The organism is Bacillus paralicheniformis, from assembly GCF_001042485.2.
GTDB lineage: Bacteria > Bacillota > Bacilli > Bacillales > Bacillaceae > Bacillus > Bacillus paralicheniformis.
The window spans coordinates 199586-224067 of the sequence record NZ_LBMN02000005.1; the positions used below are offsets into that span (position 1 = coordinate 199586).

At 45.6% G+C, this 24482-nt stretch carries 23 protein-coding genes and 1 pseudogene; 13 read left to right on the forward strand and 11 right to left on the reverse strand.

Annotated features, from left to right (window positions below; translation table 11 throughout):
• Window positions 1–321 precede the first annotated feature (321 nt).
• A pseudogene (gene blaP, locus ACH97_RS05965) lies at window positions 322–1244 on the reverse strand (class A beta-lactamase BlaP).
• Window positions 1245–1608: 364 nt separating this feature from the next.
• Here blaP and ACH97_RS05970 point away from each other — a divergent pair.
• From ACH97_RS05970 to ACH97_RS05980, 3 genes are all read left to right on the forward strand, one after another.
• Window positions 1609–1995 carry a BlaI/MecI/CopY family transcriptional regulator gene (locus ACH97_RS05970; protein WP_020449991.1) on the forward strand — a complete coding sequence of 129 codons (387 nt, stop codon included), beginning with the start codon at window positions 1609–1611 and terminating at the stop codon, window positions 1993–1995.
• Window position 1996: 1 nt separating this feature from the next.
• The gene (locus ACH97_RS05975; protein ID WP_020449990.1) at window positions 1997–3802 is read left to right on the forward strand and encodes a BlaR1 family beta-lactam sensor/signal transducer; all 1806 of its coding nucleotides are present in this window, start codon (window positions 1997–1999) and stop codon (window positions 3800–3802) included.
• 93 nt (window positions 3803–3895) lie between these two features.
• Entirely contained in the window at window positions 3896–4432 is a 537-nt protein-coding gene (locus ACH97_RS05980; protein ID WP_020449989.1) for a GNAT family N-acetyltransferase, read from the forward strand.
• A gap of 42 nt (window positions 4433–4474) precedes the next feature.
• Here the strand turns inward: ACH97_RS05980 and ACH97_RS05985 are convergent, their stop codons facing one another.
• The gene (locus tag ACH97_RS05985) at window positions 4475–5410 is read right to left on the reverse strand and encodes a DNA-binding domain-containing protein (protein ID WP_020449988.1); all 936 of its coding nucleotides are present in this window, start codon (window positions 5408–5410) and stop codon (window positions 4475–4477) included.
• Between the two features lie 6 nt (window positions 5411–5416).
• On the reverse strand, window positions 5417–6745 hold the full coding sequence (locus ACH97_RS05990; protein ID WP_039073141.1) for a sensor histidine kinase: 1329 nt from the start codon (window positions 6743–6745) through the stop codon (window positions 5417–5419).
• Window positions 6746–7133: 388 nt separating this feature from the next.
• On the opposite strand from ACH97_RS05990, the gene ACH97_RS05995 reads away from it, so the two are divergent.
• From ACH97_RS05995 to ACH97_RS06005, 3 genes are all read left to right on the forward strand, one after another.
• A complete protein-coding gene (locus ACH97_RS05995; RefSeq protein WP_020449986.1) occupies window positions 7134–8117 on the forward strand; it encodes a glutaminase in 984 nt (327 codons plus the stop codon).
• A gap of 23 nt (window positions 8118–8140) precedes the next feature.
• Window positions 8141–9571 (forward strand): alanine/glycine:cation symporter family protein, encoded by a 1431-nt coding sequence (locus ACH97_RS06000; protein WP_020449985.1) that lies wholly within the window; start codon window positions 8141–8143, stop codon window positions 9569–9571.
• 132 nt (window positions 9572–9703) lie between these two features.
• Window positions 9704–10102 carry a ribosomal maturation YjgA family protein gene (locus ACH97_RS06005; protein ID WP_020449984.1) on the forward strand — a complete coding sequence of 133 codons (399 nt, stop codon included), beginning with the start codon at window positions 9704–9706 and terminating at the stop codon, window positions 10100–10102.
• A 441-nt stretch (window positions 10103–10543) separates the two neighbouring features.
• On the opposite strand, the gene ACH97_RS06010 is transcribed toward ACH97_RS06005, so the two are convergent.
• Window positions 10544–10762, reverse strand: coding sequence for a hypothetical protein (locus ACH97_RS06010; RefSeq protein ID WP_125897644.1), 219 nt, complete (start codon window positions 10760–10762; stop codon window positions 10544–10546).
• Window positions 10763–11015: 253 nt separating this feature from the next.
• Between ACH97_RS06010 and ACH97_RS06015 the strand changes: the two genes are divergently transcribed.
• Window positions 11016–11726: a gamma carbonic anhydrase family protein gene (locus tag ACH97_RS06015; protein WP_020449981.1), complete on the forward strand. Its 711-nt coding sequence runs from the start codon at window positions 11016–11018 to the stop codon at window positions 11724–11726.
• Window positions 11714–12436, forward strand: a complete 723-nt coding sequence (locus ACH97_RS06020; RefSeq protein WP_020449980.1) for a DUF421 domain-containing protein — start codon at window positions 11714–11716, stop codon at window positions 12434–12436. The genes ACH97_RS06015 and ACH97_RS06020 overlap by 13 nt, the downstream gene beginning before the upstream one ends.
• Before the next feature lie 18 nt (window positions 12437–12454).
• Here ACH97_RS06020 and ACH97_RS06025 read toward each other — a convergent pair whose 3' ends face one another.
• From ACH97_RS06025 to chbG, 3 genes are all read right to left on the reverse strand, one after another.
• Window positions 12455–13231: a MerR family transcriptional regulator gene (locus ACH97_RS06025; RefSeq protein WP_020449979.1), complete on the reverse strand. Its 777-nt coding sequence runs from the start codon at window positions 13229–13231 to the stop codon at window positions 12455–12457.
• A gap of 121 nt (window positions 13232–13352) precedes the next feature.
• Window positions 13353–14726, reverse strand: coding sequence for a PTS transporter subunit EIIC (locus ACH97_RS06030; protein WP_020449978.1), 1374 nt, complete (start codon window positions 14724–14726; stop codon window positions 13353–13355).
• Between the two features lie 13 nt (window positions 14727–14739).
• Window positions 14740–15480: a chitin disaccharide deacetylase gene (gene chbG / locus ACH97_RS06035; protein ID WP_039073139.1), complete on the reverse strand. Its 741-nt coding sequence runs from the start codon at window positions 15478–15480 to the stop codon at window positions 14740–14742.
• A 211-nt stretch (window positions 15481–15691) separates the two neighbouring features.
• On the opposite strand from chbG, the gene mmuM reads away from it, so the two are divergent.
• Genes mmuM through ACH97_RS06050 form a run of 3 tightly spaced genes read left to right on the forward strand, consistent with a single transcriptional unit; the run spans window position 15692 to window position 18500 of the window.
• On the forward strand, window positions 15692–16639 hold the full coding sequence (gene mmuM, locus ACH97_RS06040; protein WP_020449976.1) for a homocysteine S-methyltransferase: 948 nt from the start codon (window positions 15692–15694) through the stop codon (window positions 16637–16639).
• Window positions 16639–18093, forward strand: coding sequence for an S-methylmethionine permease (mmuP, locus tag ACH97_RS06045; protein WP_020449975.1), 1455 nt, complete (start codon window positions 16639–16641; stop codon window positions 18091–18093). The genes mmuM and mmuP overlap by 1 nt, the downstream gene beginning before the upstream one ends.
• Window positions 18094–18119: 26 nt before the next feature.
• Window positions 18120–18500: a DUF2512 family protein gene (locus ACH97_RS06050; RefSeq protein ID WP_003178548.1), complete on the forward strand. Its 381-nt coding sequence runs from the start codon at window positions 18120–18122 to the stop codon at window positions 18498–18500.
• Window positions 18501–18534: 34 nt separating this feature from the next.
• Here ACH97_RS06050 and ACH97_RS06055 read toward each other — a convergent pair whose 3' ends face one another.
• Entirely contained in the window at window positions 18535–19422 is an 888-nt protein-coding gene (locus ACH97_RS06055) for a Vgb family protein (RefSeq protein WP_020449974.1), read from the reverse strand.
• 342 nt (window positions 19423–19764) lie between these two features.
• Between ACH97_RS06055 and ACH97_RS06060 the strand changes: the two genes are divergently transcribed.
• Complete coding sequence (locus tag ACH97_RS06060) at window positions 19765–20529, forward strand: sulfotransferase family 2 domain-containing protein (RefSeq protein WP_020449973.1); 765 nt, start codon at window positions 19765–19767, stop codon at window positions 20527–20529.
• A gap of 154 nt (window positions 20530–20683) precedes the next feature.
• Entirely contained in the window at window positions 20684–21451 is a 768-nt protein-coding gene (locus tag ACH97_RS06065; RefSeq protein WP_020449972.1) for a SurA N-terminal domain-containing protein, read from the forward strand.
• Between the two features lie 50 nt (window positions 21452–21501).
• Here ACH97_RS06065 and ACH97_RS06070 read toward each other — a convergent pair whose 3' ends face one another.
• The 3 genes from ACH97_RS06070 to ACH97_RS06080 are packed head-to-tail and all read right to left on the reverse strand — an operon-like array spanning window position 21502 to window position 24373.
• Entirely contained in the window at window positions 21502–22557 is a 1056-nt protein-coding gene (locus tag ACH97_RS06070) for an iron-containing alcohol dehydrogenase family protein (protein ID WP_020449971.1), read from the reverse strand.
• A 17-nt stretch (window positions 22558–22574) separates the two neighbouring features.
• Window positions 22575–23690 carry a saccharopine dehydrogenase family protein gene (locus tag ACH97_RS06075; RefSeq protein ID WP_020449970.1) on the reverse strand — a complete coding sequence of 372 codons (1116 nt, stop codon included), beginning with the start codon at window positions 23688–23690 and terminating at the stop codon, window positions 22575–22577.
• The gene (locus ACH97_RS06080) at window positions 23687–24373 is read right to left on the reverse strand and encodes a class I SAM-dependent methyltransferase (protein ID WP_043054537.1); all 687 of its coding nucleotides are present in this window, start codon (window positions 24371–24373) and stop codon (window positions 23687–23689) included. Before ACH97_RS06080 ends, ACH97_RS06075 begins: the two co-directional genes overlap by 4 nt.
• Window positions 24374–24482 lie beyond the last annotated feature (109 nt).

Below are 24482 nucleotides of genomic sequence, written 5' to 3' on the forward strand. Positions count from 1 at the left end.
AAATGATTGATCGGGTTCTATTATAGGCAGAGTTTATTAATGAACTGTAAATTATTGTAAACAGGAGGAGGGACGCGGTTGATGGTCCATCAAGTCGCACCGCCAATAGATGTGTCGAATTTTGTCACAATCCAACCCATTCGCCTATGATTTCGACAAAAACCCGGTCCTTTCCCACAGACCGATTTTCCCGTTTTTCTTCACATGATCTTTAAAGAGAGAAAACAAAAAAAGCCCACACCATTGCCGGACAATGATATGAGCTTGATCACCAAGTGACTTTATGTAAGATGATGTTTTGACGGATTCATCGCAATGTTTTTATTTGCCGTTCATGTTTAAGGCTTTCATTACCACCTTTGTTGCCTCTGCAATAAGTTTATCATCATACTTGGCGTCCTTTTTATCCCTGCTGGATAATACTGCAAGAACGACAGGATCTCCTTTTGGCGGCCAAATGATGGCAATGTCATTCCGGGTTCCATATGATGCCGCTCCAGTTTTATCAGCCACTTCCCAACCGTCCGGCACACTGGCACGGATTAAGGCGTCTCCAGTGGTATTTCGTTTCATCCAATCGATTAAAAGCTCGCGTTTTTCACTTGGAAGTTTATCTTCAAGAGCAAAAGCTCGAAGGCTTGTGACAAGTGCTCTTGCTGTACTGGTATCCTGAGTTTCACCCGGATTCACTTCATTTAACTCTGGTTCGAATCGTTCGGGATTTGTAACCTCATCACCAATCTTCCTCAGTTCCTTTTTCAAACTTTCAGGTCCGCCAATTTGTTTAAGAATGAGATTCTGTGCCGCATTGTCACTATATCGAAGCGAAGCATCCGCAAGCTCTTTGAGCGTCATTCCCGTATCAACGTGCTTTTCCGTAATCGGGTTGTAGTTTACAAGATCATCACGTGTATATGTTATTCTCTGGTTCAGATCTTCTATTGATTTCTGTTGCAAAAGCACGCCTACAGTTAAAGCCTTAATCGTCGAAGCAAAAGCAAAACGCTCATCCGGCCGATACGCTACCGTCCGGTTTGTACCTGTATCCAATGCAAAGATCCCGAGTTTTGCATCAAATTGTTCCTCAAGTTTTGCAAAATCATCTTTCATCTCCGTCTTTTCATTCTTCTCGGCAGGTTGCGAGGCATTCGTTTGATTGTTAGCGCATCCTGCAAGCCGACGCAAGAGAAAAGCAACACTGCTGCAGCCTTTTTCAGTTTTAAAGTACTGAACCATAATTTCATCAAAATCGTCTCCCTCCGTTTGAATATTTGATTGATCGTAACCAGATGAAGCACTCTTTCCACTATCCCTACAGTGTTATGGCTTGAACGATCACGAAACAATAATTGGTACGTACGATCTTTCAGCCGACTCAAACATCAAATCTTACAAATGTAGTCTTTGAAAGTATTACATATGTAAGATTTAAATGCAACCGTTTTTTCGGAAGGAAATGATGACCTCGTTTCCACCGGGGACAAATGAACGGAGGGAAGTGATGGAATTAAAAATGCAGAAACTGCATGTTCACTCCAGTTAAATTGACTTCTTAAAATGGCAAACCTATAATGAGAGTATTACATTTGTAAGTATAGGATGATTAAAATGAAAAAAATACCTCAAATCTCTGATGCGGAATTAGAAGTGATGAAAGTCATCTGGAAGCATTCTTCGATCAATACCAATGAGGTAATTAAAGAGTTATCCAAAACCAGTACATGGAGCCCTAAAACCATCCAAACCATGCTGCTGCGCCTCATTAAAAAAGGCGCTTTAAACCACCATAAAGAAGGACGGGTTTTCGTTTACACACCAAATATAGACGAAAGTGATTATATAGAGGTTAAGAGTCACAGTTTTTTAAACCGGTTTTACAATGGAACTCTTAATTCGATGGTATTAAACTTTTTGGAGAATGATCAGCTGTCAGGTGAAGAAATTAATGAATTGTATCAAATATTAGAAGAACATAAGAACAGAAAGAAGGAATGAAATGAGCAGTTCTTTCTTTATTCCCTTTTTGGTTAGTCAAATTCTATTGTCTCTGTTTTTTTCTATCATCATACTCATTAAAAAACTGCTCAGGACTCAAATCACTGTAGGCACCCACTATTATATTAGCGTGATTTCTCTTTTGGCATTGATCGCTCCTTTTATCCCCTTTCATTTTCTAAAAAGCCATCATTTTGACTGGATTCTGAATTTAGGAGGAGCTCAATCGGCCTTATCCCAAACCCACTCCACAGACAAGACGACAGAAGCAATCGGCCAACATGTAAACTGGGTGCAGGACTTTTCGTTGTCGATTGAACAATCGTCTTCCAAAATGATAGATTCAGCCTTTTTCGCAGTTTGGATATTGGGCGTTGCCGTTATGCTTTTGGCTACTCTTTATAGCAATCTAAAAATCGGCAAAATAAAAAAGAACCTGCAAATTGTTAACAACAAAGAGCTATTATCCCTTTTTCACACATGTAAAGAGGAAATACGCTTTCATCAAAAAGTCATTTTGGGCCGTTCTCCATTGATAAAATCCCCCATTACATTTGGGGTCATTCGTCCATATATTATCTTGCCAAAAGATATTTCAATGTTTTCAGCCGACGAAATGAAATGTGTTTTGCTTCATGAACTGTACCATTGCAAACGAAAAGATATGCTTATCAACTATTTTCTTTGCCTGTTGAAAATCGTCTATTGGTTTAATCCTCTCGTATGGTATTTATCAAAGGAAGCGAAAACGGAGATGGAGATTTCTTGCGACTTTGCCGTATTAAAAACGCTTGATAAAAAATTGCACCTCAAATATGGCGAGGTGATTTTAAAATTCACTTCAATTAAGCAAAGAACATCGTCTTTGTTAGCCGCTTCTGAATTCAGCAACTCATACAAACATATCAAAAGACGGATTGTTACAGTTGTCAACTTTCAGACGGCATCACCTTTGCTAAAGGCGAAAAGCGCCTTAGTGTTCACTCTTGTTCTTGGGGCCATATTAGCCGGTACTCCTTCTGTGTCTATATTGGCCATGCAAAAAGAAACACGCTTTTTACCCGGCACCAATGTAGAATACGAAGATTACAGCACTTTTTTTGATAAATTTTCAGCCTCAGGGGGCTTTGTCCTGTTTAATTCTAATAGGAAAAAGTATACAATATACAATAGGAAAGAAAGCACCTCCAGATTCGCACCTGCTTCCACCTACAAGGTGTTTAGCGCATTGCTCGCACTGGAATCCGGGATCATCACGAAGAACGACTCTCACATGACTTGGGATGGGACTCAATATCCGTATAAAGAATGGAATCAAGACCAGGATTTATTCTCTGCGATGAGCAGCTCCACAACATGGTATTTTCAAAAATTGGACCGGCAAATTGGGGAGGATCATTTACGTCATTATCTCAAATCTATACATTATGGAAATGAGGATTTTTCAGTCCCGGCCGATTATTGGCTGGATGGCTCTCTTCAAATTTCTCCACTTGAACAGGTCAATATATTAAAAAAGTTTTATGATAACGAATTTGATTTTAAACAGTCTAATATTGAAACTGTGAAAGATTCGATACGTTTAGAAGAATCAAATGGCAGGGTTTTATCCGGTAAAACCGGAACCTCGGTAATCAACGGGGAACTCCATGCCGGTTGGTTTATCGGGTATGTAGAAACTGCCGATAATACTTTTTTCTTTGCTGTTCATATTCAAGGTGAAAAACGGGCTGCCGGAAGCTCCGCTGCCGAAATTGCACTTTCCATTTTAGATAAAAAAGGGATTTATCCCTCCGTTTCCCGATAACAGTTTACTTTTTATTCTATGAACATGAATGATGCGCAAATCGATGAATGGTCCTTTCACATTCCTAATAATACGGAACTTGGAGGCAAGAACATGGAAACCCTTTATACAGAAAGATTGACTTTGAGAAAAATGGAATTGGAAGATGCAGATGTCCTCTGTCAATACTGGTCAGATCCGGAAGTCACAAAATATATGAATATCACGCCTTTTACAGACGTCTCACAGGCGCGGGACATGATCCAAATGATCAATGATTTAAGCCTTGAAGGGCAGGCAAACCGCTTTTCAATCATTGTGAAAGAAACGGATGAAGTCATCGGGACGTGCGGTTTTAATATGATCGACCAGGAAAACGGCAGAGCTGAAATCGGCTATGACTTAGGGAGAAATCATTGGGGAAAAGGCTTTGCTTCCGAAGCTGTTCAAAAGCTGATCGACTACGGCTTTACAAGCTTGAACCTCAACCGGATCGAAGCGAAGGTAGAGCCCGAAAACACGCCTTCAATCAAACTCCTCAACTCGTTATCCTTTCAAAAGGAAGGACTGCTAAGAGATTACGAGAAAGCGAAAGGAAGACTGATTGACGTATACATGTTTTCGCTGCTGAAAAGAGAATACGCTGGGTAACCGGCATGCAGAAGAGCTTCCTCTAAGGTGAGGAAGCTCTTTTTAACCCCTTTTTCCGGCGCTTTCGCTCAACCGCTTGGCTTCCAAAAAGAAAACCTGAATAAATTTCTTCGTGTTGACGCGGGCGGACGGCAAGGCGGCGGCAGAGTCTTTCTGCAGCTCTTTCATTTTTTTGCTGATGACAGTAAAGTCAAAAAAACGGGACGCATAGCTTTCAAACCGCGGATTTGAAAAATCTGTTAAACCGAGTGATGCGAAATGGTTTAGCGAATGGCTGACCGCCCGCCGTATCCGCTGCTCAGACGCTTTAATCTCCCTGTTGATCTCCACGGGTGAAGCAGCCGGCCCGAGCTTTTGCTCGGCAATCTGATGAAAAATCTGTTTGAGCGGCGGAAAGTCCTTTTCATATAATGAAGTCTGTTCATCATCAAACAAATACTGAAGGATGGCGAGTAAATCCTGGGACCCGCTCTCCCCGACGATTCCGAGTTCAGAAAGGAGAAATTCGCCCGTTTCCTGAATGCTTTTTTCCCTAAAGCCGTTTTTTCGTCCGCTGCCGAGACTCACGAGCCGGTTCAGCGAAGATTGTATGTCATGGATCGACCTTTCCAGCTCGATGCGCTCCTTGACTTTTTGAATGACGTTCAAGATTTCAATGCGGTTAATCGGTTTATGTATATAATATTCAATCCCCAAAGAATAGGCTTCACCGATCATTTCCTTCGATTCCACCTGGGAAATCATGATGATCTTCCCTGAGAAAGCGCCATACAAATGACGAACCGTCTCAATTCCGTCGCGGAGCGGCATTAAAAGATCGACAAACAAAATATCAATTTGCTGCAAATTCAGGACGTGGCCTTCCAAATCGCAGCCGTCTTCCGCTTCTCCGGCCACTTCTCCCAAATCTTCGTCTTCAATGATTTGTTTTAAAATCGATCGCACAGCACGGTCATCATCTGCAATAAAAAAACGCACAGGCCTTCACCCTTTCTGAATCAATTGTTGGACCGGAAGTCTGATCGTAAACACAACACCGCTTGCATCACTCTGAAATCGAATGCTCCCCCCGAGCTCCTCGACAGTTTCCTTCACATAAGACAAACCGATTCCGGTTGAAGGGGTTCCGAATTCATCATATTTTGACGTGTATCCCGGCTCAAACACCACATCCCCGACTTTCTCTGGAATGCCCGGTCCGTCATCTTCCACGCGGCATTCCAGCATGTCATCGGCGCGCCTATAGAGGCTGAGGCGGATGGAGCCCTGTCTTTGAATCGCTTCCACCGCATTCGCCATAATATTATTAATCACGGATAATACAGTATACACGTGGTATTTTGGATGTTCTCCGTCTATCGAATAATGAAAGTCAATGTCTTTTTCGAGCGATTCGGCATACTTTCGATTAATGCCGGCCACAAGCCGAACTAGATCTTCTGCCGCCATGTAGTCTCTGAAGCTTTCTTTCGAAATTAGTTTTGAAAGCCCGGCGAAAATGCGCTGGTTGTCTTTTTTGACCTCGTGGATTTCACCGGCGAGGCGCAGCACCTTCTGGCTGATCTGCCGGACAGAGGAATTGTTATCGCTCTGTCTATTTAAGAGCCTGTACAGCTGATAGGATTCGTTCGTAATCTCTTCAGTATTCTTCAACGTCTTTTTCAAATGAACGGTTTCTTCATATAAATTTGAAACGATCATCAACATGTGCTCATTTTGTTCGCGGATCTGCTTTTCCCGCGATTGCGTTTCATACAGCTTCATGACATTAAAAAAGCTCAGCACAATAAAGCTGTGGGAAAAAGCAATCGCCATCATGTCGCGGATCTTTCCCGGGGTGACGGTAGACTCGAACATCATATATTGAACGACCAGTTCGGCTCCATCGGCAATCAGTTCAATTCCGAAGCCCAGAAACCCGATGTAGAGCGGGCGAAATTGAAATCGCTTCACTTTTGCCAAGTAGAATAGAAACGCATATGTGAAATAAAAGAAAAAAGTCGGATAATGGTGATAAAAGGATGACAACCAATCGATCTGCCCCGGGCCGAATGCATCAAGCAGCACCCGAAACCCGACGACGGCCGCTCCCGTTAAAAAGCCGGACAGCACAGCCGGGACATTCCGCAGCAGCAACAAAAGAAAGAAAAAAGTTGGAACGCCGAAGCTGACCCGGAAGGTCTCGTTCAACGGATAAAACTTCAGCTCTCCTGCGAGCGGCACCGTTAACATCATCACTGTTAAGATATAGCCGTCTTTCTTTACAAGCCGGGCCGCCTGCTTCATCACGCTTCCCCAATTTCCACCCATCATGCTGATCCTCCATTACAAACGTGTTGCTTTATTTTGACTTTAACCGCACGTTTTCCGCAACTCCCATTTTACCCACAGTCGATTTGATTTTTAAATCAATTGGCTTATTTTTTAAATATTTTTGTCGCTTTTTGTAGGTTTATGTAGGTTCTATTATAAATTGAATGTATATTTTCTCTATTTGAAAACGCTTATATTTTCCCGCAACTCACTCCCTTGCGCAACCCAAACCCCTTTTCCCAGGAAAGAACAGGCTTTAAAACAACTTGTGCGGCAGAGGCTTATACCCCTTTGCCTTCTGCCGCCATGCCCTAATCACCGCTTTTTAGAGCCTCGTATTTTTTCAGCAAACCTGCAAGCTTTAACAGGTCAGATTGGAGGAAATTCGATGAATGAAGTATTGGAAGAACGCTATGACGCCCGCTTCTGGCAATCCCGCCTTGAAGATTTGGTTGAACATTACCGTCCTTTTTCCGCAAGCGGACGCAACGCCGAATACATTCCCGCTTTAGGAAAAATCGACTCTAACCAGCTCGGCATCTGTGTGATCGGTTCTGATCAAACGGTGATCAAAGCAGGAACTTGGGACGTATCATTCACACTCCAGAGCATCTCAAAGGTGGTCAGCTTTATCGCAGCGTGTTTGACGAAAGGGATTTCTTACGTATTAGACCGTGTTGATGTAGAACCGACGGGAGACGCGTTCAATTCAATCATCCGCCTTGAAATGCACAAGCCGGGAAAGCCGTTTAACCCGATGATCAACGCCGGAGCGCTGACCGTTGCGTCGATCCTACCCGGTGAATCGGCACTGGAAAAAATGGAGTCGCTTCATGAAGTCATTGAAAAAATGATTGGAAAACGGCTTGAAATCAATGAGGAAGTATTTCGGTCAGAGTGGCAAACCGCCCATCGGAACAGAGCATTGGCCCATTATTTAAAGGAAACCGGCTTCCTCGAAGCAGACGTCGAAGAAACGCTTGAAGTCTATTTGAAGCAATGCTCCATGGAAGGAAGCACTGAAGACATCGCCTTGATCGGCATGATTCTCGCAAATGACGGATATCACCCTCTCCGCCAAGAGCAGGTGATCCCGAAGGATGTCGCCAGGCTGACAAAAGCTTTAATGCTGACGTGCGGCATGTACAATGCTTCAGGAAAATTCGCGGCCTTTGTCGGCATTCCGGCAAAGAGCGGCGTCTCCGGCGGAATCATGTGCGCGGTGCCTGCCAGCATGAAAAGAGAACAGCCTTTTCGGCATGGATGCGGCATCGGCATCTACGGTCCGGCGATTGACGATTACGGCAACAGCATGACGGGCGGAATGCTGTTAAAACATATAGCCCGTGAATGGGATCTCAGTATTTTTTAAAATCACAAAAAAGAGGTGAAAGCATGCAGCAATTCCTTCAAGAAGTCATTGTTGTCACAAATGATTTTCTTTGGTCAAAACTATTAATTATTATGCTTCTGGCTTCAGGACTGTTTTTTACTTTTAAATCGAAGTTCTTTCAAGTTCGCTTGCTGAAAGACATGTTCCGGGTTTTAAAGGAAGGAGCACCCGACAAAAACGGAATCTCTCCTTTTCAGGCTTTTTGCATTAGCATGGCCGCGAGAGTAGGCACAGGAAATATTACGGGGATTGCGATCGCCATTGCCTTGGGCGGACCCGGCGCTATCTTTTGGATGTGGATCATCGCCATCATCGGTTCGGCGTCAAGCTTTGTCGAAAGCACGCTGGCGCAAATTTATAAAATAAAGGATAAAGACGGCTTCCGCGGCGGCCCTGCTTACTATATGGAAAAGGGTTTGAAAAAACGCTGGATGGGTGCGCTGTTTGCCGTCTTGATTACATTATCCTTCGGAATCGTGTTTAACGCGGTCCAGTCCAATACGATAACGGTCGCTTTTGAAAACTCATTCGGCACAGACCGTCTTACACTGGGGATTATCATTACGATTGCCTTCGGCATCATTACCTTCGGCGGTATCAAACGGATCGCCAAGCTGTCCGAATATATTGTCGTATTTCTCGCCGTCTTATATATCGGCGTCGCCGTTTTTGTCATGCTGATGAACATTACGAAACTGCCGGACGTCATCTCTTTGATTGTCGGTCATGCGTTTGGCCTTGAACAAGCGGCAGGCGGAGCCATCGGCGCAGCGCTAATGAACGGAATCAAACGCGGCCTCTTCTCAAATGAAGCCGGGATGGGCAGCGCGCCGAATGCAGCAGCCGCAGCGACAACGAGCCATCCTGTCAAACAGGGTCTTGTCCAGGCTTTAGGGGTTTTCACGAGCACTTTGGTGATTTGTTCAAGCACAGCTTTTATCATTTTGTTTTCCGATGCGTATCAAGAACCGGGGCTGAGCGGAATCGAGTTGACGCAAGCATCGCTCAGCACGCACATCGGAGCATGGGCCTCAGGCTTTCTTGCCATTATGGTGTTCCTGTTTTCTTTCAGCACCTTAATCGGAAACTACTACTATGGAGAAACGAATATCGAATTCCTGCACACGAACAAAGCATGGCTCTTCATTTACAGAATCTGTGTGCTTGCGATGGTTATCTTCGGATCGGTATCAAAAGTCCAGCTTGTGTGGGACCTCGCCGACTTGTTCATGGGCTTGATGGTCATCGTCAACTTAATCGCGATTTTCCTGCTGTCAAAAGTGGCATTTGCCGCCTTGAAAGACTATGTGAAACAGCGAAAAGCTGGAAAAGATCCGGTCTTTTATAAAGATGTTCTTGAAAACCATGAAGGCGTCGAATGCTGGGAACGCTCCGGCACCGAACAAAAAACCGAAAGCAAAAATGCGATATAACACAAGCCGCCGTATCCGGCGGCTTTTTTCGTTCATTTTAAACCGTCCAAAATAATAAAACGTTTTTCCTCTTGTATCCGTCATGTCTCCGAAGATTTACTTCACCTGCTTTGGCAGAAAAGGGGGCCAGCCATGAATATGAAAAGAAGCCGTATCCGCCGGCTTGCGCTGATATTCGCAGCGATGGCGGCGGGGCTTGCTTCAAGAAAGGCGGCCGATATGCTGCCGGACATCGTGAATGCCTATTTAGGGGATGCGCTGTGGGCGCTGATGATTTTCTTCGGCGCAGGCTTTTTGTTCAAAAACGCGAAGACAGCTTCAGTGGCGCTGATTGCGCTCGCGTTTTGTTTTTTAATCGAATGCAGCCAGCTGTATCACGCTCCATGGATTGATGATATCAGAGCCGTTCCGCTCGGCGGACTCATTCTCGGTTATGGATTTTTGTGGAGCGATTTATTGGCTTATGTGCTCGGCGTTTCCGCAGGTGCCGCGGGCGAAAAGCTGTTTCGCAAACGAAAAAGACAGCCGTAACGCTGTCTTTTGGGGAATATTTACGCACTTTGATTTTGAGTCTTTTTACAGTTTAAAACAAACATAGCAAGTCCGATAATAAGAAGGATGGGTCCAATGAGTAAAGCACGGTACAGGCGATTATTTCCTGTATTCGGCAGCGGGTTGCCTCCTGTTTTTTTTGACATGTCCAATGTCTCTATCCTTTTTGGCAGGAGGAGCTGCGGTATTTGTCTCTTCCTTATGATTTTCTACCGCATGCTTTACGATTTGCCCATCTTTTTTGAGTTTCAAATTCGAACGTCTCTTCATTTTAAATAGATCCCTTCGGGGCAATCGTTTCCGTGTGTGTCAAAGCGAGCGATCCCGTTTTCATCGTTTTTTCTCCTTGCAATTTCTGCGCATTTTTCGTTATGACTGTGGCAATAATAAAAAGCCGGCAACAGAAGAGAAGCGCTAATATTATTCGTTAAGCTGTATGATGACGGTTACTAATGCAGCCAACATCAAAAGAATGATAATGGCGAAATAAGTCCAAAGAATGGAAGTAAAGGGATTGAGCGGCCTTTTTGTCCTCTCATTCCAGTTTGCGTTTTTACGGTTATTGGATTTGAGTTGTGCCAGCTGAAATATATTTAAAAACACAGATATAACTAATGCAACTGCCAAAGATAGATTCAAAGTTTCAACCTCCCTTAAAATAAGTCGAGGAGTCATCCAAGGCAAGCTGACCGTAAATTTCCTCCTCTAAATGAATCATTTCCTTTGTTTTTTTAGAGATGAAAATGGTAATCGTCTTGAACGCTTCCTAAAACCTATTCCATTGCTTTATTAGCCGTTATCTCCCCATATCCTCTTTTTTAGTTTCAGACCGCCGCCCATAAATATTATCCCGTTTTTTAGACAGACTACCTGAATAAAGGAGGCAGGTCATATGAAATTAAGCAACAAACTCATCCTCGGGTTAACGGTTTCGTCACTCGCCGGGAAGTTTCTTGAAAAGCTGCTGATCCAAGACAATGTCAGCCCCAATATTACCGCGTCATTTAATCAAGAAGCTGATATTCCGGATATTGATGCGTCCTCATACATCCATCATTTCGCCTCGGTCATCGGCAGTGTGGTCATCGGGCGAAACGTTTTCATCGGGCCTTTCTCTTCGATCAGAGGAGACACGGGATTAAAAATCTACATCGGCCATGATTGCAATATCCAGGACGGAGTTGTCTTGCACGGTATGAAAAACTATGAATACAACAACCCTGTTACTGAACAATCCGTTTTTAAGGATCGTGAATCGTATTCCATTTACATAGGCGAGAAAGTATCACTCGCCCCGCAATGTCAAATTCACGGCCCCGTACGAATTGACAACAATGTTTTTGTCGGAATGCAAAGCCTTGTTTTTGATGCCTATATCCAAGAGAATACGGTGATCGAACCGGGAGCAACAGTAATCGGTGTTACAATTCCCCCAAAACGGTTTGTTTCGGCGGGTCGTGTGATTTCAAACCAGGAGGATGCCAACCGGCTTCCTGAAATAAGCGATTCTTATCCATATCATGACCTCAACTCGAAAATGACGGCCGTCAATCTTGAATTGGCAAAAGCGTATAAAAAGGAAGCGAGAAAATGGAAACTATGAAAGAAATTTTGGTTGTCTACGGACGAATCATCACCATCCTTCCCCTTTTATTGGCTGTTACATTGCTAATGGGAAAACGCTCAATCGGCGAAATGCCTGTATTTGATTTTTTAATCATTATTACATTGGGGGCTGTCGTCGGAGCTGACATAGCCGATCCGAGGATTGAACATTTGCATACCGCCGCTGCGGTGGTTGCGATTGCCCTATTGCAAAGACTCGCTTCAAAAATCATGATCAAAAACAGAACACTCGGACGTCTGATTACATTTGAACCGACCATCGTCATCAAAAATGGAACGTTTATTGTCGGCAATTTAAAACGAATCAGATATTCGGTGGATAATGTTCTGCAAATGCTTCGTGAAAAAGATGTTTTCAATGTCAGCGACGTAGAAATGGCGTTTATAGAGGCGAATGGAAATTTAACGGTATACAAAAAGCCAAATAAAATGGAAGTCACGGCTGAAGATATGGGGATTCAAAAAAGCGGCGGCGAATTTTCATATCCGGTCATCATTGAAGGGAAAGTGTACACATCTGTCCTTCACCAATTGAATGTAACGGAAAACTGGCTCAAAAACCAGCTGAAGAAGAAAGGGCTTGAACGAATGGATGAAATCTTTTTCGCTTCTGTTAATCAAAACCATCAACTGCATGTTTCGCTTGATAATGAAACGGCGAAAATTGAGCCGGAGCTTTTGCATTAAAAGCTCCGGCGGATTTTTTCATCGGCCGTTTTCGGGACAGAAATCGTTGTGAATCATGTAATATTCGAACACCTGCTGCAGCCACTCATCCTCTTCTTTTGTAAAAGGTGAAGAAAACTTCTCTGCCAGCTGCTGCGATTCGATTGTCTCCATCTGTCCTAAAGCCGACAGCACGCCCTCTCCGACAAATTCCAAACTCGTCTTCATATATCGGTCCGCCATTTCCTGCACTTCGGGGTCATCAACCGGTTTTCCCATGAGCCGCTTGGCTTCCTTAGATAAACGAACATACTCTTGATCCAATTTGGCCATCTCATCTTCTGATTTGCCGAATACATCATCGGCAAAACGTTTGGACACCTGCTGTTCAAGCCATATGCGCTGCTCCTTCTCAGTCTGGATGCTGTTCAGCAGGCTCATGAAAACAGAACTGTCGATTTCCTCTTCCTCCTCCAGAAGACCGATTGTCCTGTTTATCGCTTTCAGCCCTGTTTCAATATGTTCCTTTTTCTCCTCCAGCACCTTTTTCTGCTCCTGCAGCGCCTCAATCAGACCGGCATCAAAGCATGCATCCTTCATGAAAGCGCGAATTTGTTCAAGACTGTACCCGAGAAACTTAAAACATGTGATTTTCTGCAACTCTCTCGCATCTCTGTCTGTGTAGAAACGGTGGCCTGTTCCCGGCTGTTTTTCAGGCTTCAACAGGCCGATTTCATCGTAATAATGGAGCGTCCGAATGGATGTCCCTGTCATTTCTGAAAAAACACCGATTGAATAATATCCGTCATTTTCCATAAAAATCCCCTCCAACTGACGATTTATTCCTATCATAACGCCTCACGCTGCTGGAGGTGCAAGCTTATTTTTCGCAGACTCGTGATTTTTCCAAAAGGTACGGGACAATCAACTCCAGTTTTTAATCCGGCGGAGTCTCCCCGATTAAGTTCTGCAAATCTTTTTTCACATTCCCAGCATCCGTTCCGATCACAATCTGGATATGATGCTGGTCAATTTTGACCACACCGTGCGCTCCTAATTGCTTTAATTGCGCTTCATCCGCAAAGGACGTGTCTTTTAATTTCATTCGCAAACGGGTTATACAGTTTTCGCAAGTCACGACATTCTCACGGCCGCCGATATGCTTAAGAATGCCTTCAGCCATAGACTGATGCAGCCGGTTTCCTTCAGGTGTTTCCTGTTCCCTTCCGATCACCGGAATGTTTCGCTTTATAATCACAAAGTAAAACGTAACATAATAGAGAGCAAAAAAGGCAAGGCCGACGGGTATGATCCATAATCCGCCGTCTGATAAATTAAGGTTCAGCAAATAATCGATTGCGCCTGCTCCCCATGAGAAGCCGTGACGAATCCCAAGCAAACAGAGCGCCGCTCCGGCAAGTCCCGTATAGACCGAGTGAAGAAAGTACAATAAAGGCGAAGTAAATAAAAACGTGAATTCAACTGGTTCCGTAATCCCGGTGATCAGTGATGTGGCTGCTCCTGAAGACATGAGCGCTTTCGTTTCCTTTTTTCTCGTTCTGGCTGCATGCGCGATTGCCAAAGCGATCGCCGGAATGCCAAACATCATCGTGATAAAAAAGCCGCCGAGAAAGTAGCCGGCTGTCGGGTCTCCATTCAAAAACCGCGTAATTTCCCCTGTCACCGCTTCGCCGGATGCCGTCTCATAGCGCCCAAGCCCAAAATAAATATACGTATTCATGACATGGTGAAGGCCGAACGGCAGCAAAAACCGATTCAGAAATCCGAATACAAACACCCCGAAAGCGCCAAGACCTACAAGCGACTGGCTAAAAGTGTCGATCGCCGCTTCTGCATAAGGCCAGACGATTGAAAAAAAGCCTGCCACCGGAATCGTCACCAATACGATCATCGTAATCGGAAACTTCTCTCCGCCAAAAAATGAAAACATGCTTGGCAGTTTCGTATGTTGAAACCGGTTATAAATGAAAGCCGCCATCAGGCCGGCGAGCACCCCGCCGAAGACGCTCATATCAAGATCAGGATTCAAGATGCCGAGCCCCTCTTTTAATACGGTTATCGCTAAATATCCTGTCAGCGCAGGAATTCCTTTATCTTTTGAACGGGCAAAGCCCATGGCGATGCCGATTGCGATCAGGACATCCATATTGTTCAATATCACGCCTGACGCTTGAAAAAGCGGTATATTCAGCATATCTTCCGCAGAAAGACGCAGCAGCAGGCCGGCGATCGGAAGAACGGTAATCGGAATCAGCAAAGACTTTCCCAGCAGCTGAAAAATATGTTTCATTCCGGCATTCTCCTTATGTCAAATTCCTAAATGATACGAGCTGGACATCAGTAAGCTTATTCAAACGGATGACAACGTCCGGATCGGTTAAAAATTCAAGTTCATCGACTCTCGGATAATTATAAGAAGAGTTCGTCAAAAGCTCCTTATCGAGGTATGCCGGGTGGGTCATGACCTCCACGGTATCATGCTCTTCAAACAGTTCAGAGACGGCTTCTTCATCCTTTAAAGCCGCTTCGAGGACAGGTGAAAAAGAGTCTGTTGTTTTCACTCCTTTTTCCGTGATCACAGCACTCTCCATATTGCGCCTGACAGGCAAACGATACTCTTTGGCGAGCGTCAAAAATGCGTCTGAGATGCCCGGGGAAGCGTTGATGTGATGGTGGCTGTCCAAATGATCGGGTTCCAAGCCCATGTTGATGCATGTTTCAATCTGCGCTTTCCACTCTCGGTATACTTCATCAGTATCAATTGTAAAAGCACCTTGATAAAATGCGAGATTGCGAAAATTCCCCTTTGCATCGACGATCGTCCGGTGGTCAGACAAAAGCGGTCTTCCGCAGGTCAGCACCAAATGTACGCCGATCCCGAGCCCGGGCGATTCGCGAGCCAGCCGCGCCGCATGACCTGCGCCCGGCATATTTGTCATGAACGTCGCTGATGTTAAAATCCCCAGCTTATAGGCATCAATAATTCCATAGTTCACGCCTCTTGAATATCCAAAATCATCAGCATTGATAATCAGTTTTTTCATCCATCCAATACCCCTTATCAGTCTTTTTTAAAAAAAATATGCGGAGACGTACCGTTTTACCCTAAATAGAAAACGACAAAAGCTACTAGTAAAAACTGATTTTTGGTAGATTGACAAAAGCTACTGAAGTCTTTTAAACTATTTTTCATATATTTTTAAAAACTCTAAAAAAGGAGGCCGGGGTCTCAAACGACAGATCCTCAACAATGAGATGACCAATCCGATCCAATCGATTTTAGAACAATTTCCTATCATCACACTTGACGGCGCGATGGCCACCGAGCTTGAACGGTACGGCTGTGATTTGAACGACAGCCTGTGGTCTGCAAAAATGCTCATCGAAAACCCCGAGCTTATCAAACAAGTGCATCTGGATTATTTCCGTGTGGGCGCCGATTGCGCGATGACAGCCAGCTATCAGTCGACGGTTGAAGGTTTCACAAAACGCGGCCTCAGTGAACAAGAAGCGCTCCACCTTATCCGGGAGTCTGTACGTCTTGCTGTAGAAGCACGCGATGAATTTTGGGCGGTTCCGGAAAACCGCAAAGGCCGGCCCAAACCGTTTGTAGCCGCTTCAGTAGGCCCTTACGGCGCTTTTTTAGCGGATGGTTCCGAATATCGGGGGGATTATGACGTCACAGAAGACGAATTGGCCGATTTTCACAGGCAGCGAATGGCCGCTTTAATCGATGCAGGCGCCGATATGTTAGCCTGTGAAACAATACCGTGCCTTTCAGAAGCAAAAGCAATCGTTCATTTATTGAAAGAATTCCCTGACACACATGCGTGGATCAGTTTCAGCGCTAAAGACGGACGTCATATCAGCGACGGCACGAAAGCCGGCGAATGCGCGAAATGGCTCGATCAGCATGACCAGGTTGCGGCAGTTGGCGTAAACTGTACGCGGCTGGAGCATGTCTCTTCGCTCATTGGCGGCATCAAAAAGCATACAGCTAAACCGATTATCGTCTATCCGAATTCCGGTGAACAGTATGATCCGGAGACAAAAACATGGCATGGTGCGGCATGCAAAGCTTCCTTCGGAGAAAGCGCCCGCAGCTGGTACAACCAAGGAGCACAGCTGATCGGCGGCTGCTGCAGAACAACACCTGAAGACATAAAAGCCGTCGCCGACTGGGCGAGAAAGCTGGAGATATGATGGAACAGTCAAACAACAATCGTCAGAACTTTCAAAGAAAAATGCAAACGAGACACCTGATCATGCTCTCCTTGGGAGGCGTTATCGGCACGGGTCTTTTCTTAAGTTCCGGCTATACGATCTCACAGGCGGGTCCTGCCGGAACGATTTTAGCCTACTTAGTCGGGGCTCTGATTGTCTACCTTGTCATGCTCTGCCTCGGCGAATTATCGGTCGCCATGCCTGTCACCGGATCGTTTCATATGTATGCCTCCAAATTCATCGGGCCGGGCACCGGATTCACCGTCGCCTGGCTTTACTGGCTGACCTGGGCTGTCGCGCTGGGTTCGGAATTTACCGCTGCCGGGTTATTAATGCAGCGCTGGTTCCCCGATACTTCGGTGTGGATGTGGAGCGCGGTTTTCGCTGCACTGATTTTCGTGTTCAATGCTGTCTCAGTGAGATTTTTTGCCGAGTCCGAATTTTGGTTTTCGAGCATTAAAGTACTTGCCATTATATTGTTTATTATTTTAGGCGGAGCGGCGATATTCGGCATCATCCCGCTACAAAATACAGATTCCGCACCGCTTCTTTCAAACTTTGCAGGAGAAGGCGGGCTCTTTCCGAACGGTTTCCTTCCAATTTTTATGGCGATGCTCTCCGTGAATTTTGCGTTTTCGGGTACGGAGCTGATCGGGATTGCCGCCGGAGAAAGCGCCGAACCGGAAAAGAACATTCCAAAAGCGATCAAGACAACACTCTGGAGACTGGTGCTTTTCTTCATCGGAACGATTTTCGTGCTCTCATGCCTCATTCCGGTCAAAGAAGCCGGTGTGATCAAAAGCCCGTTCGTCGTCGTTTTTGACCGTATCGGTGTTCCATACGCGGCCGACATTATGAATTTTGTGATTCTGACGGCTCTGCTTTCCGCGGCCAACTCAGGCTTATATGCTTGCTCCCGGATGCTCTGGTCACTGTCAAAAGAAAAAACGTTACACCCCGTTTTTCAAAAGCTGACTTCACGGGGAATTCCGTTGAACGCGCTGATTTTCAGTATGATCGGCGGCATTCTGTCGCTGCTCTCCAGTGTTTTTGCACCTGATTCCGTCTATATCGTTCTTGTATCAATTTCAGGCTTTGCCGTTGTTGCCGTCTGGATGAGCATTGCAGCCTCGCAGTTCATGTTCCGCAGACGCTTTTTGGCTGAAGGAAACACCGCAGACGGCTTAAAATACCGGACACCGTTTTATCCGGCAGTACCGATTGCCGCTTTTCTATTATGTCTGGCATCCTGCATCGGCATTGCCTTTGATCCGAACCAAAGAATCGCCCTTTTTTGCGGTGTTCCATTTATGGCGTTATGCTATATCATCTACTATGCAAGAAACAGAAAGAATGGCGGAAAAATGTCTGAGCCCGTTAAAAAAGCAAGTTTGCATGTTTCGTTTTCTGAATACGAGGAAAAGAAAAACTAAAATCTCGTATAAAGGAGCGAATTGTTATGGAACATGTGAAAGCCCTTGCCATTAAAGGCATCATGACAATTGTGATACTGTACCTTGTTCTCGGGCTCGGGTTTAGTTTCAGTTTTGAAAACACCCTCTTCATCACAATTGTTCTTGGCGCGGTATCCTATTTGCTGGGTGATTTGTTTATTTTGCCGAAGACCAATAACATCACAGCCACTTTAGCCGATTTAGGCGTCGCTTTTCTTGTCGTTTGGCTGATGGCTCTTGCGATGGGAACGGCTGCAAACACCGCTGCATTGGCCGCGTTTTTTGCAGCAGTCGCTATGGCAATCGGTGAATACATTTTCCATTTTTACTTGATGAATAAAGGCCTTGGCTCTCCCAACCGCAGAATGGAAACGAGAACGGAATAATATATAAAAAAACGTCCAGCAAACTGGACGTTTTTTAATCAAGAATAGAGATTTTCCCAATACGGCCGCACTCTTCTGCAAACCAGATCGATTGGGCTGGTCCGGCCGCTATCCCGTGCGGTTCAGACTCGGCCGTCGGAATTGGATATTCCGTAATATCCCCGTTGACTGTAATGCGGCCGATTTGACCCGCACCCCATTCCGTAAACCACAGGGCACCATCGCCGCCGGCGGTAATCGCGTGCGGGCGGGCATTGGCTGTCGGAAGCGGGTATTCGCTGATCTTCCCTGAGACCGCAATTCTCCCAATTTGATTTTCGTTTATTTCTGTAAACCACAAAGCTCCGTCCGGGCCTGCAGTGATTCCGACCGGTCCGGATTGTTCTCCAGGAAGCGGATACTCGCTGATGTCTCCATCTGCCGTTATTCGCCCGATGGAGCCGCTTTGATTTTGTGTAAACCAGAGTGCATCGTCTGCTCCCCTTGTAATAAATGACGGGAAGGCTCCCGGTTTGGGCAGTTTATATTCAGTGATTTCGCCTGAAGATGACAGCCTGCCGATTTGATGTCCGGCCATATCGGTATACCACATGGCATCGTCACAGCCTACGGTGATCCCAAACGGGGCAGTACCTGGAGGAAGGGCATACTCAGTTATTTCCCCTTGAGGCGTCATTTTTCCGATTTTCCCCGCTTTATACTCCGTAAACCATAGCTCACCGCTAATCCCGGGAGTAATAATCGAGGCGCCTGCGCTCTTCGTCGGAATCGTATATTCGGTAATATCTCCAGACTCTGTGAGCATACCGATCCGGTTTCCCTTTTGTTCAGTAAACCAAATGCGCCCGTTTGCACATACGGCGATCCCGTACGGACCCGACTCGGGGTCGGGAACGTGATATTCAGTCATGCGAATCTGCATGAGCGACCCTCCCTTTATTCCATTTTCCTTGAGCATCTGACCTTTCAGAACGCTCCCAGGCATTTCTCATTTTCATGTTACCTCAGGCGGAGCATGCAGTGAAACAGAAAGTTCCATTAAATATAAACTGTACAGGCATGCTCTAGTATCATAAGATTGTTTTAAAGCATAAACTTATTTTTCTATATATGGTTCAATAAGGAACCGTCTGCCAGATCTTATCATTTTGAAATATATTCATATTATCGCCCTATCAATTCATTGGTGACGGCATACTTTGTGTATAAAGGCAACCGCTGTCTCAGGCGGACCAAAACAAAGAAAGAAGTGGATGTGTTCTGCATGTTTGAAGATGAGAGACTGAATCGCTTGATTTACCTTTATACCCCTCTTTTTGCGAAAGATTTTCCGATCATTCTGTTCTGGATTCCAAAAAGCGGCTGCACGACGCTGAATCGCTGGTTCTTTTTCCAAAACGGACTGCTTGAAGATGTTGGCCGAAGATGCGCGGGGGAGGTTCATCACTACAGAAATACGATCTATACGCAGCAGCCGGATTATGTGAAGGATCTTCTGGCAGAATTAAAAGAGGGAAAAAAGGACACTTACAAGCTTGTGCGCAACCCTTTCCGGAGAGCAGTCAGTTCCTTTCTGGCGGCAATTTGCTCCCCGAATTTTATCTGTCTGTTCAACAGTGACATGAATACAGGGCTGTCTTTCACCCAATTCTTGCATTATTTAAAAGATTTGGGGCCGGAAATCAGCGCCATTGACCGGCACCTTGGTCCTCAGTATCTCGAAGGAGAAGAAGAGTTTGTTACCAATTATATTTACCTCGAGCAATTCAGCGCGCAAATCAGAGAGATTGAAAACAAATACAAATTATTGAAATCTCCGATATCACAGCTGTCGAAATCACCGCACCATCTTTCCGATACTATGCTCAAAAAAGGAAAATTCGCGGACACCGTTTTCACCATGTCATCCTTCGACTGGGTGTTACCGACTTTTGAGAGCTTTTACAATGACGAAACAAAAGAGCTGGTGCAGGAGATTTTTGCGAAGGACTTCGAAGTCTACGGCTTTGATCCGAAACATATCAAGTAAACCGGAACTCGGCCATCACATTACGATCTCCTTTCAATTCGATTACATTTTGGAAAATTGATTCCAAATGGTTTCTTTTTCAGAGACGATCGTTTAGAATGCCCACTAAAGGTCATTTTAAGAATCACTTCTGTTTGAAGAAAGGAGATATATTATGAAAAAAGGCATATCATCTCTCATGATTGGATTATTGGCTGTCGTATTGGGCGCCTGCACTTCAAATCATGATGATCAGCAATCCAAGGCAAACAATCAAGAAAAAACAGCCCAAAGCGGGCAGCAGGATCAAGAAAAGCAAATGAAAGCCATGCAGAAAAAGCTTGATCAGCAAAAAGTCGATGATACAAAAACAGTGGCTGTCGTTAACGATGAAAAGATCACAGGCAAGGACTATAACAGCGTATTATCAACCGCACAAATGCAGTATCAGCAAACAGGACAGGATCCGACTTCAAAAGATGCGGCACAGCAAATCAAAAAGCAGGCCATCGACAGCCTGGTCGGACAGGCTTTAATTACCCAAGAAGCGGACAAAAAAGGCTACAAAGCATCTGAGAAAGAAATTGAAAAACAGCTGGACGAAAGCAAAAAGCAGTATAAAAATGAACAAGATTTTGAGGAAGCTGTCAAGAAAGCCGGCTTAAACATGAACACGCTGAAAAGTGACATTGCCGACAATATCAAAACAGAAAAATATATTGACAAAGAACTGCCGGCAGATCAGGTCACAGACAAAGAAATCAAAGATTACTATGATCAATTTGCCGCACAGCAAAAAGACAGCGGACAGAAAAACACACCTGCGTTTGACGATGTCAAGAAACAAATCCAAGACATGCTCAAACAGCAAAAAAGACAGGAAAAACTCGGACAGCAGGTTGAAAAACTGAAAAAAAGCGCCGATGTGAAAGTGGAAATTTAACAAAGTCAGCCATCCGTTACAGGATGGCTGACTCGTTTTATTTATCAGGTTTATTCAAGCGACTCTATCGCCGCCATCACATCAGCTTCATGAAAAGATCCCATCAGACATAAAGATTCATCCGGACGCACGGCATGAGCGGCAACGGTCCGTTTTGCCTCTTCAACGTTTTCTAAAATGCCTAAATCGCTAAGTCTTTTCGGAAAACCGAGCCCTTCATAAAAGGGAATCAGTTCGGCAATTTCATCTGTCCGTCCTTCTAAAGCAAGCTGCACGAGTATCCCGTAGGCTACCTTTTGGCCGTGCAGCACACGATGGGTTTCGGGGATGAACGTTAAGCCGTTGTGGATTGCATGGGCTCCGGCCATTCTGCCATAGCGTCCCGCATATCCACCTACTGTGCCAGCCAGCGCGATAACCGCTTCGAGGACATGTGCGAAAGATGAGGAGGTTTCGCCTTTTTCAAGACTTTCTATGGCTTTCAGACTTTCTGTCAACAAAATATCCCGAATATAGACAGACTGCCTCAGCCCTGTCTGAACCATGATGGAAAGCGAATCGGCCGTATTTCTGATGATCGCTTCGGCCTCATACCATTTCGCAAGCGTATCACCGATTCCGCTTTTCACATAAGCGACCGGCGAAGAAAGGAGAAGCAGCGGATCGACCAGCGTCAAATAGCTTGAGCGCTTATGGTATTGGACGCCCGAAAAGTTGCCGTCATCATCATAGATCACGCTTAACGGCGTGCTTGCCGCGCATGTTCCCGGGATCGTCGGAATCATCATGACTTCAATGTTCAACAAATCGGCGGCTGCCTTCGCCGTATCTAAGACGGTTCCCCCGCCTATCCCGATGATGACATCTGCCGATTCTGCTGCTTCTGCTGCTTTTTTAATCTTATTTAGGGAACTGCAGCCCGTATGCTGAACGACTTTCCAATCGTTTGGAGGCGTCGTATAACTCGTAAAAGCTTTAAACGATTTGACTCCAGTAATGATGACGGGCCGTTCGAATGCATTCGCAAATGACGGCAGTTCTTTCGCGATCCCCTCTCTGCAAACGTACTGGTTCGGACCGCTTCTGACAATATCTTCAGGCTGCATATTTCCCACTCCTTCTATTATTTTCTAATATTTATCATCTCACTTTCTAACAAGATGTCAAACGATATCACAAACCGGTCACCGGTTTCTTTCTGAATTAAGCAAGACTCTCTTCCTTCCCATTCAAGCTCAAACAGCTGTTCCAAATGAAATATTCCGTGTGGAAAGCTTCCGGTATACAAAGCTGACGCGGCTGCAGCGGCTGTCTGTGCGGTAATGAATGATTCATTTTCGCCGAACAGCGCGATGCCTGTCCCGGTGCTCCGGCCGTTTTTCAATCCTTCAGCATCCACCTTTACCGCGTATTGCGCTGATCCGATGTTGAGCACCCCCAGCATACGGACCGCCAGATTTCGAATTCCCTTATTGTTTAAGAGCTTGACTGCGCCGATTTTTTGCATGGCCGCAATCAGTGCGGTGGCAGGCCTTGAATCAAAGCAAAGCCGGGTAGAAACAGAAGGGACGGCTAATGTGCCTGGCAATGTCACCTGATCGGAAAAAGGAAACCGGTACGCTGTCCGGCCCCCCAATCGCCCGCCGAAGTTTGTCCGCCGGCCGTCTGTAAAACTGCTGACTTCCATCAAGCGTCCATTTTCTTTCACATCATACACCGTATTCAGATGGTCAACTGTCCACTCGATCGCCGCTTTTCCGTGGCTGTCACCTAAACCGAGCATGATCGCAATATCAATCCGGCTCGTTTCATCGAGAGCCTGGGCGGCTTTCTGCGCAAGTAAATTGGTAAGCCCCGGAGCCAGGCCGACGCTTAATAATCCCGTGCCGCGGCATGCTTCGTCATTCAGCTGTTCAAGCTGAGCCAAAAATGAACCGTTCGCCGTAATGTCGATATAATCCGTGCCGCTCGCCAGACAAGCCTCTGCCAACTCAGTGTTTTCCTGATCGATGCACACGATCACCAGCTTCGTCGTCTTGAGCCAATCCCAGTCAGCCGGTGCATCTCTGTTGAAACGCATCGGCTTCACTTGGCCGCCCGTTTCCTGACTAAAACGCTCGGCGTGATCCAGGTTTCTTCCGGCAGCATACACACGGCCCGGATATTTTTCCCCGAGACTCCGGCAGATTTGGGCGCCGACATGACCGTACCCGCCGATCACGACAATATGTTTCTTCATTGTTTGCCGCCTCCTTTCACAGCAAACCAGCCGTCGATTACATAAGCGCTGAAAAATCTCGTTGCGTTTGTAAAGCCTGCTTTGCCGAGCAGATCCTCCACCTCTGAAGCCGGCACCGGATGAGAGCGGCTGCCGATTGAAGCGGAAAAGCTCTCCCATTCCTGTTCAGAAATCCCGCCTGCCAGCATATGCTCCTTCCAGGCACACATCTGCCACTTGAATGCCTCTGACGTCATGTCGCCTTGAATGGCTGCAATGAAAAACGGAGCGCCATCCGCTAATCTTGAGGCGATCTGCTGCAAAAATTCAAGCTTATGGCGGACAAAGTGAAGCACAAGCATGCATGTCGCAGCATCATATTGAAATCCGCACTCAAGCTGATGTACTTCTCCTTCAATCAGATCGGCTTGAGGCTGAATTCCGGCGAGCTCCAGCCTTTTTCTCGCCAAACCGAGCATGCTGGCAGACGGATCGACTCCTGTAAATGACCAATTCGGGTGTCTTTTTGCAAGCGTCACGAGCTCCTGCCCACCTCCGGCCCCGACGACCATCACATTAGCCGCATCTTCAGAAAACCGGACCGTCAACAAGCGATCCATCATATCGTAGAGCATTTCATAGCATGGGATTTTTAAAGGGATTTTCTTTTCGTATTGATAGACATCAGGATGATTCCAGTCCATGTTCACGACAAGCCGTTCTCCTTTTAGTAAAATTAATTAAGAATTGTTCTCAATTATAAAGGAGTTTCAACAAACCACCATCCCTTAAACCTGGGATTTTTAAAGAGGA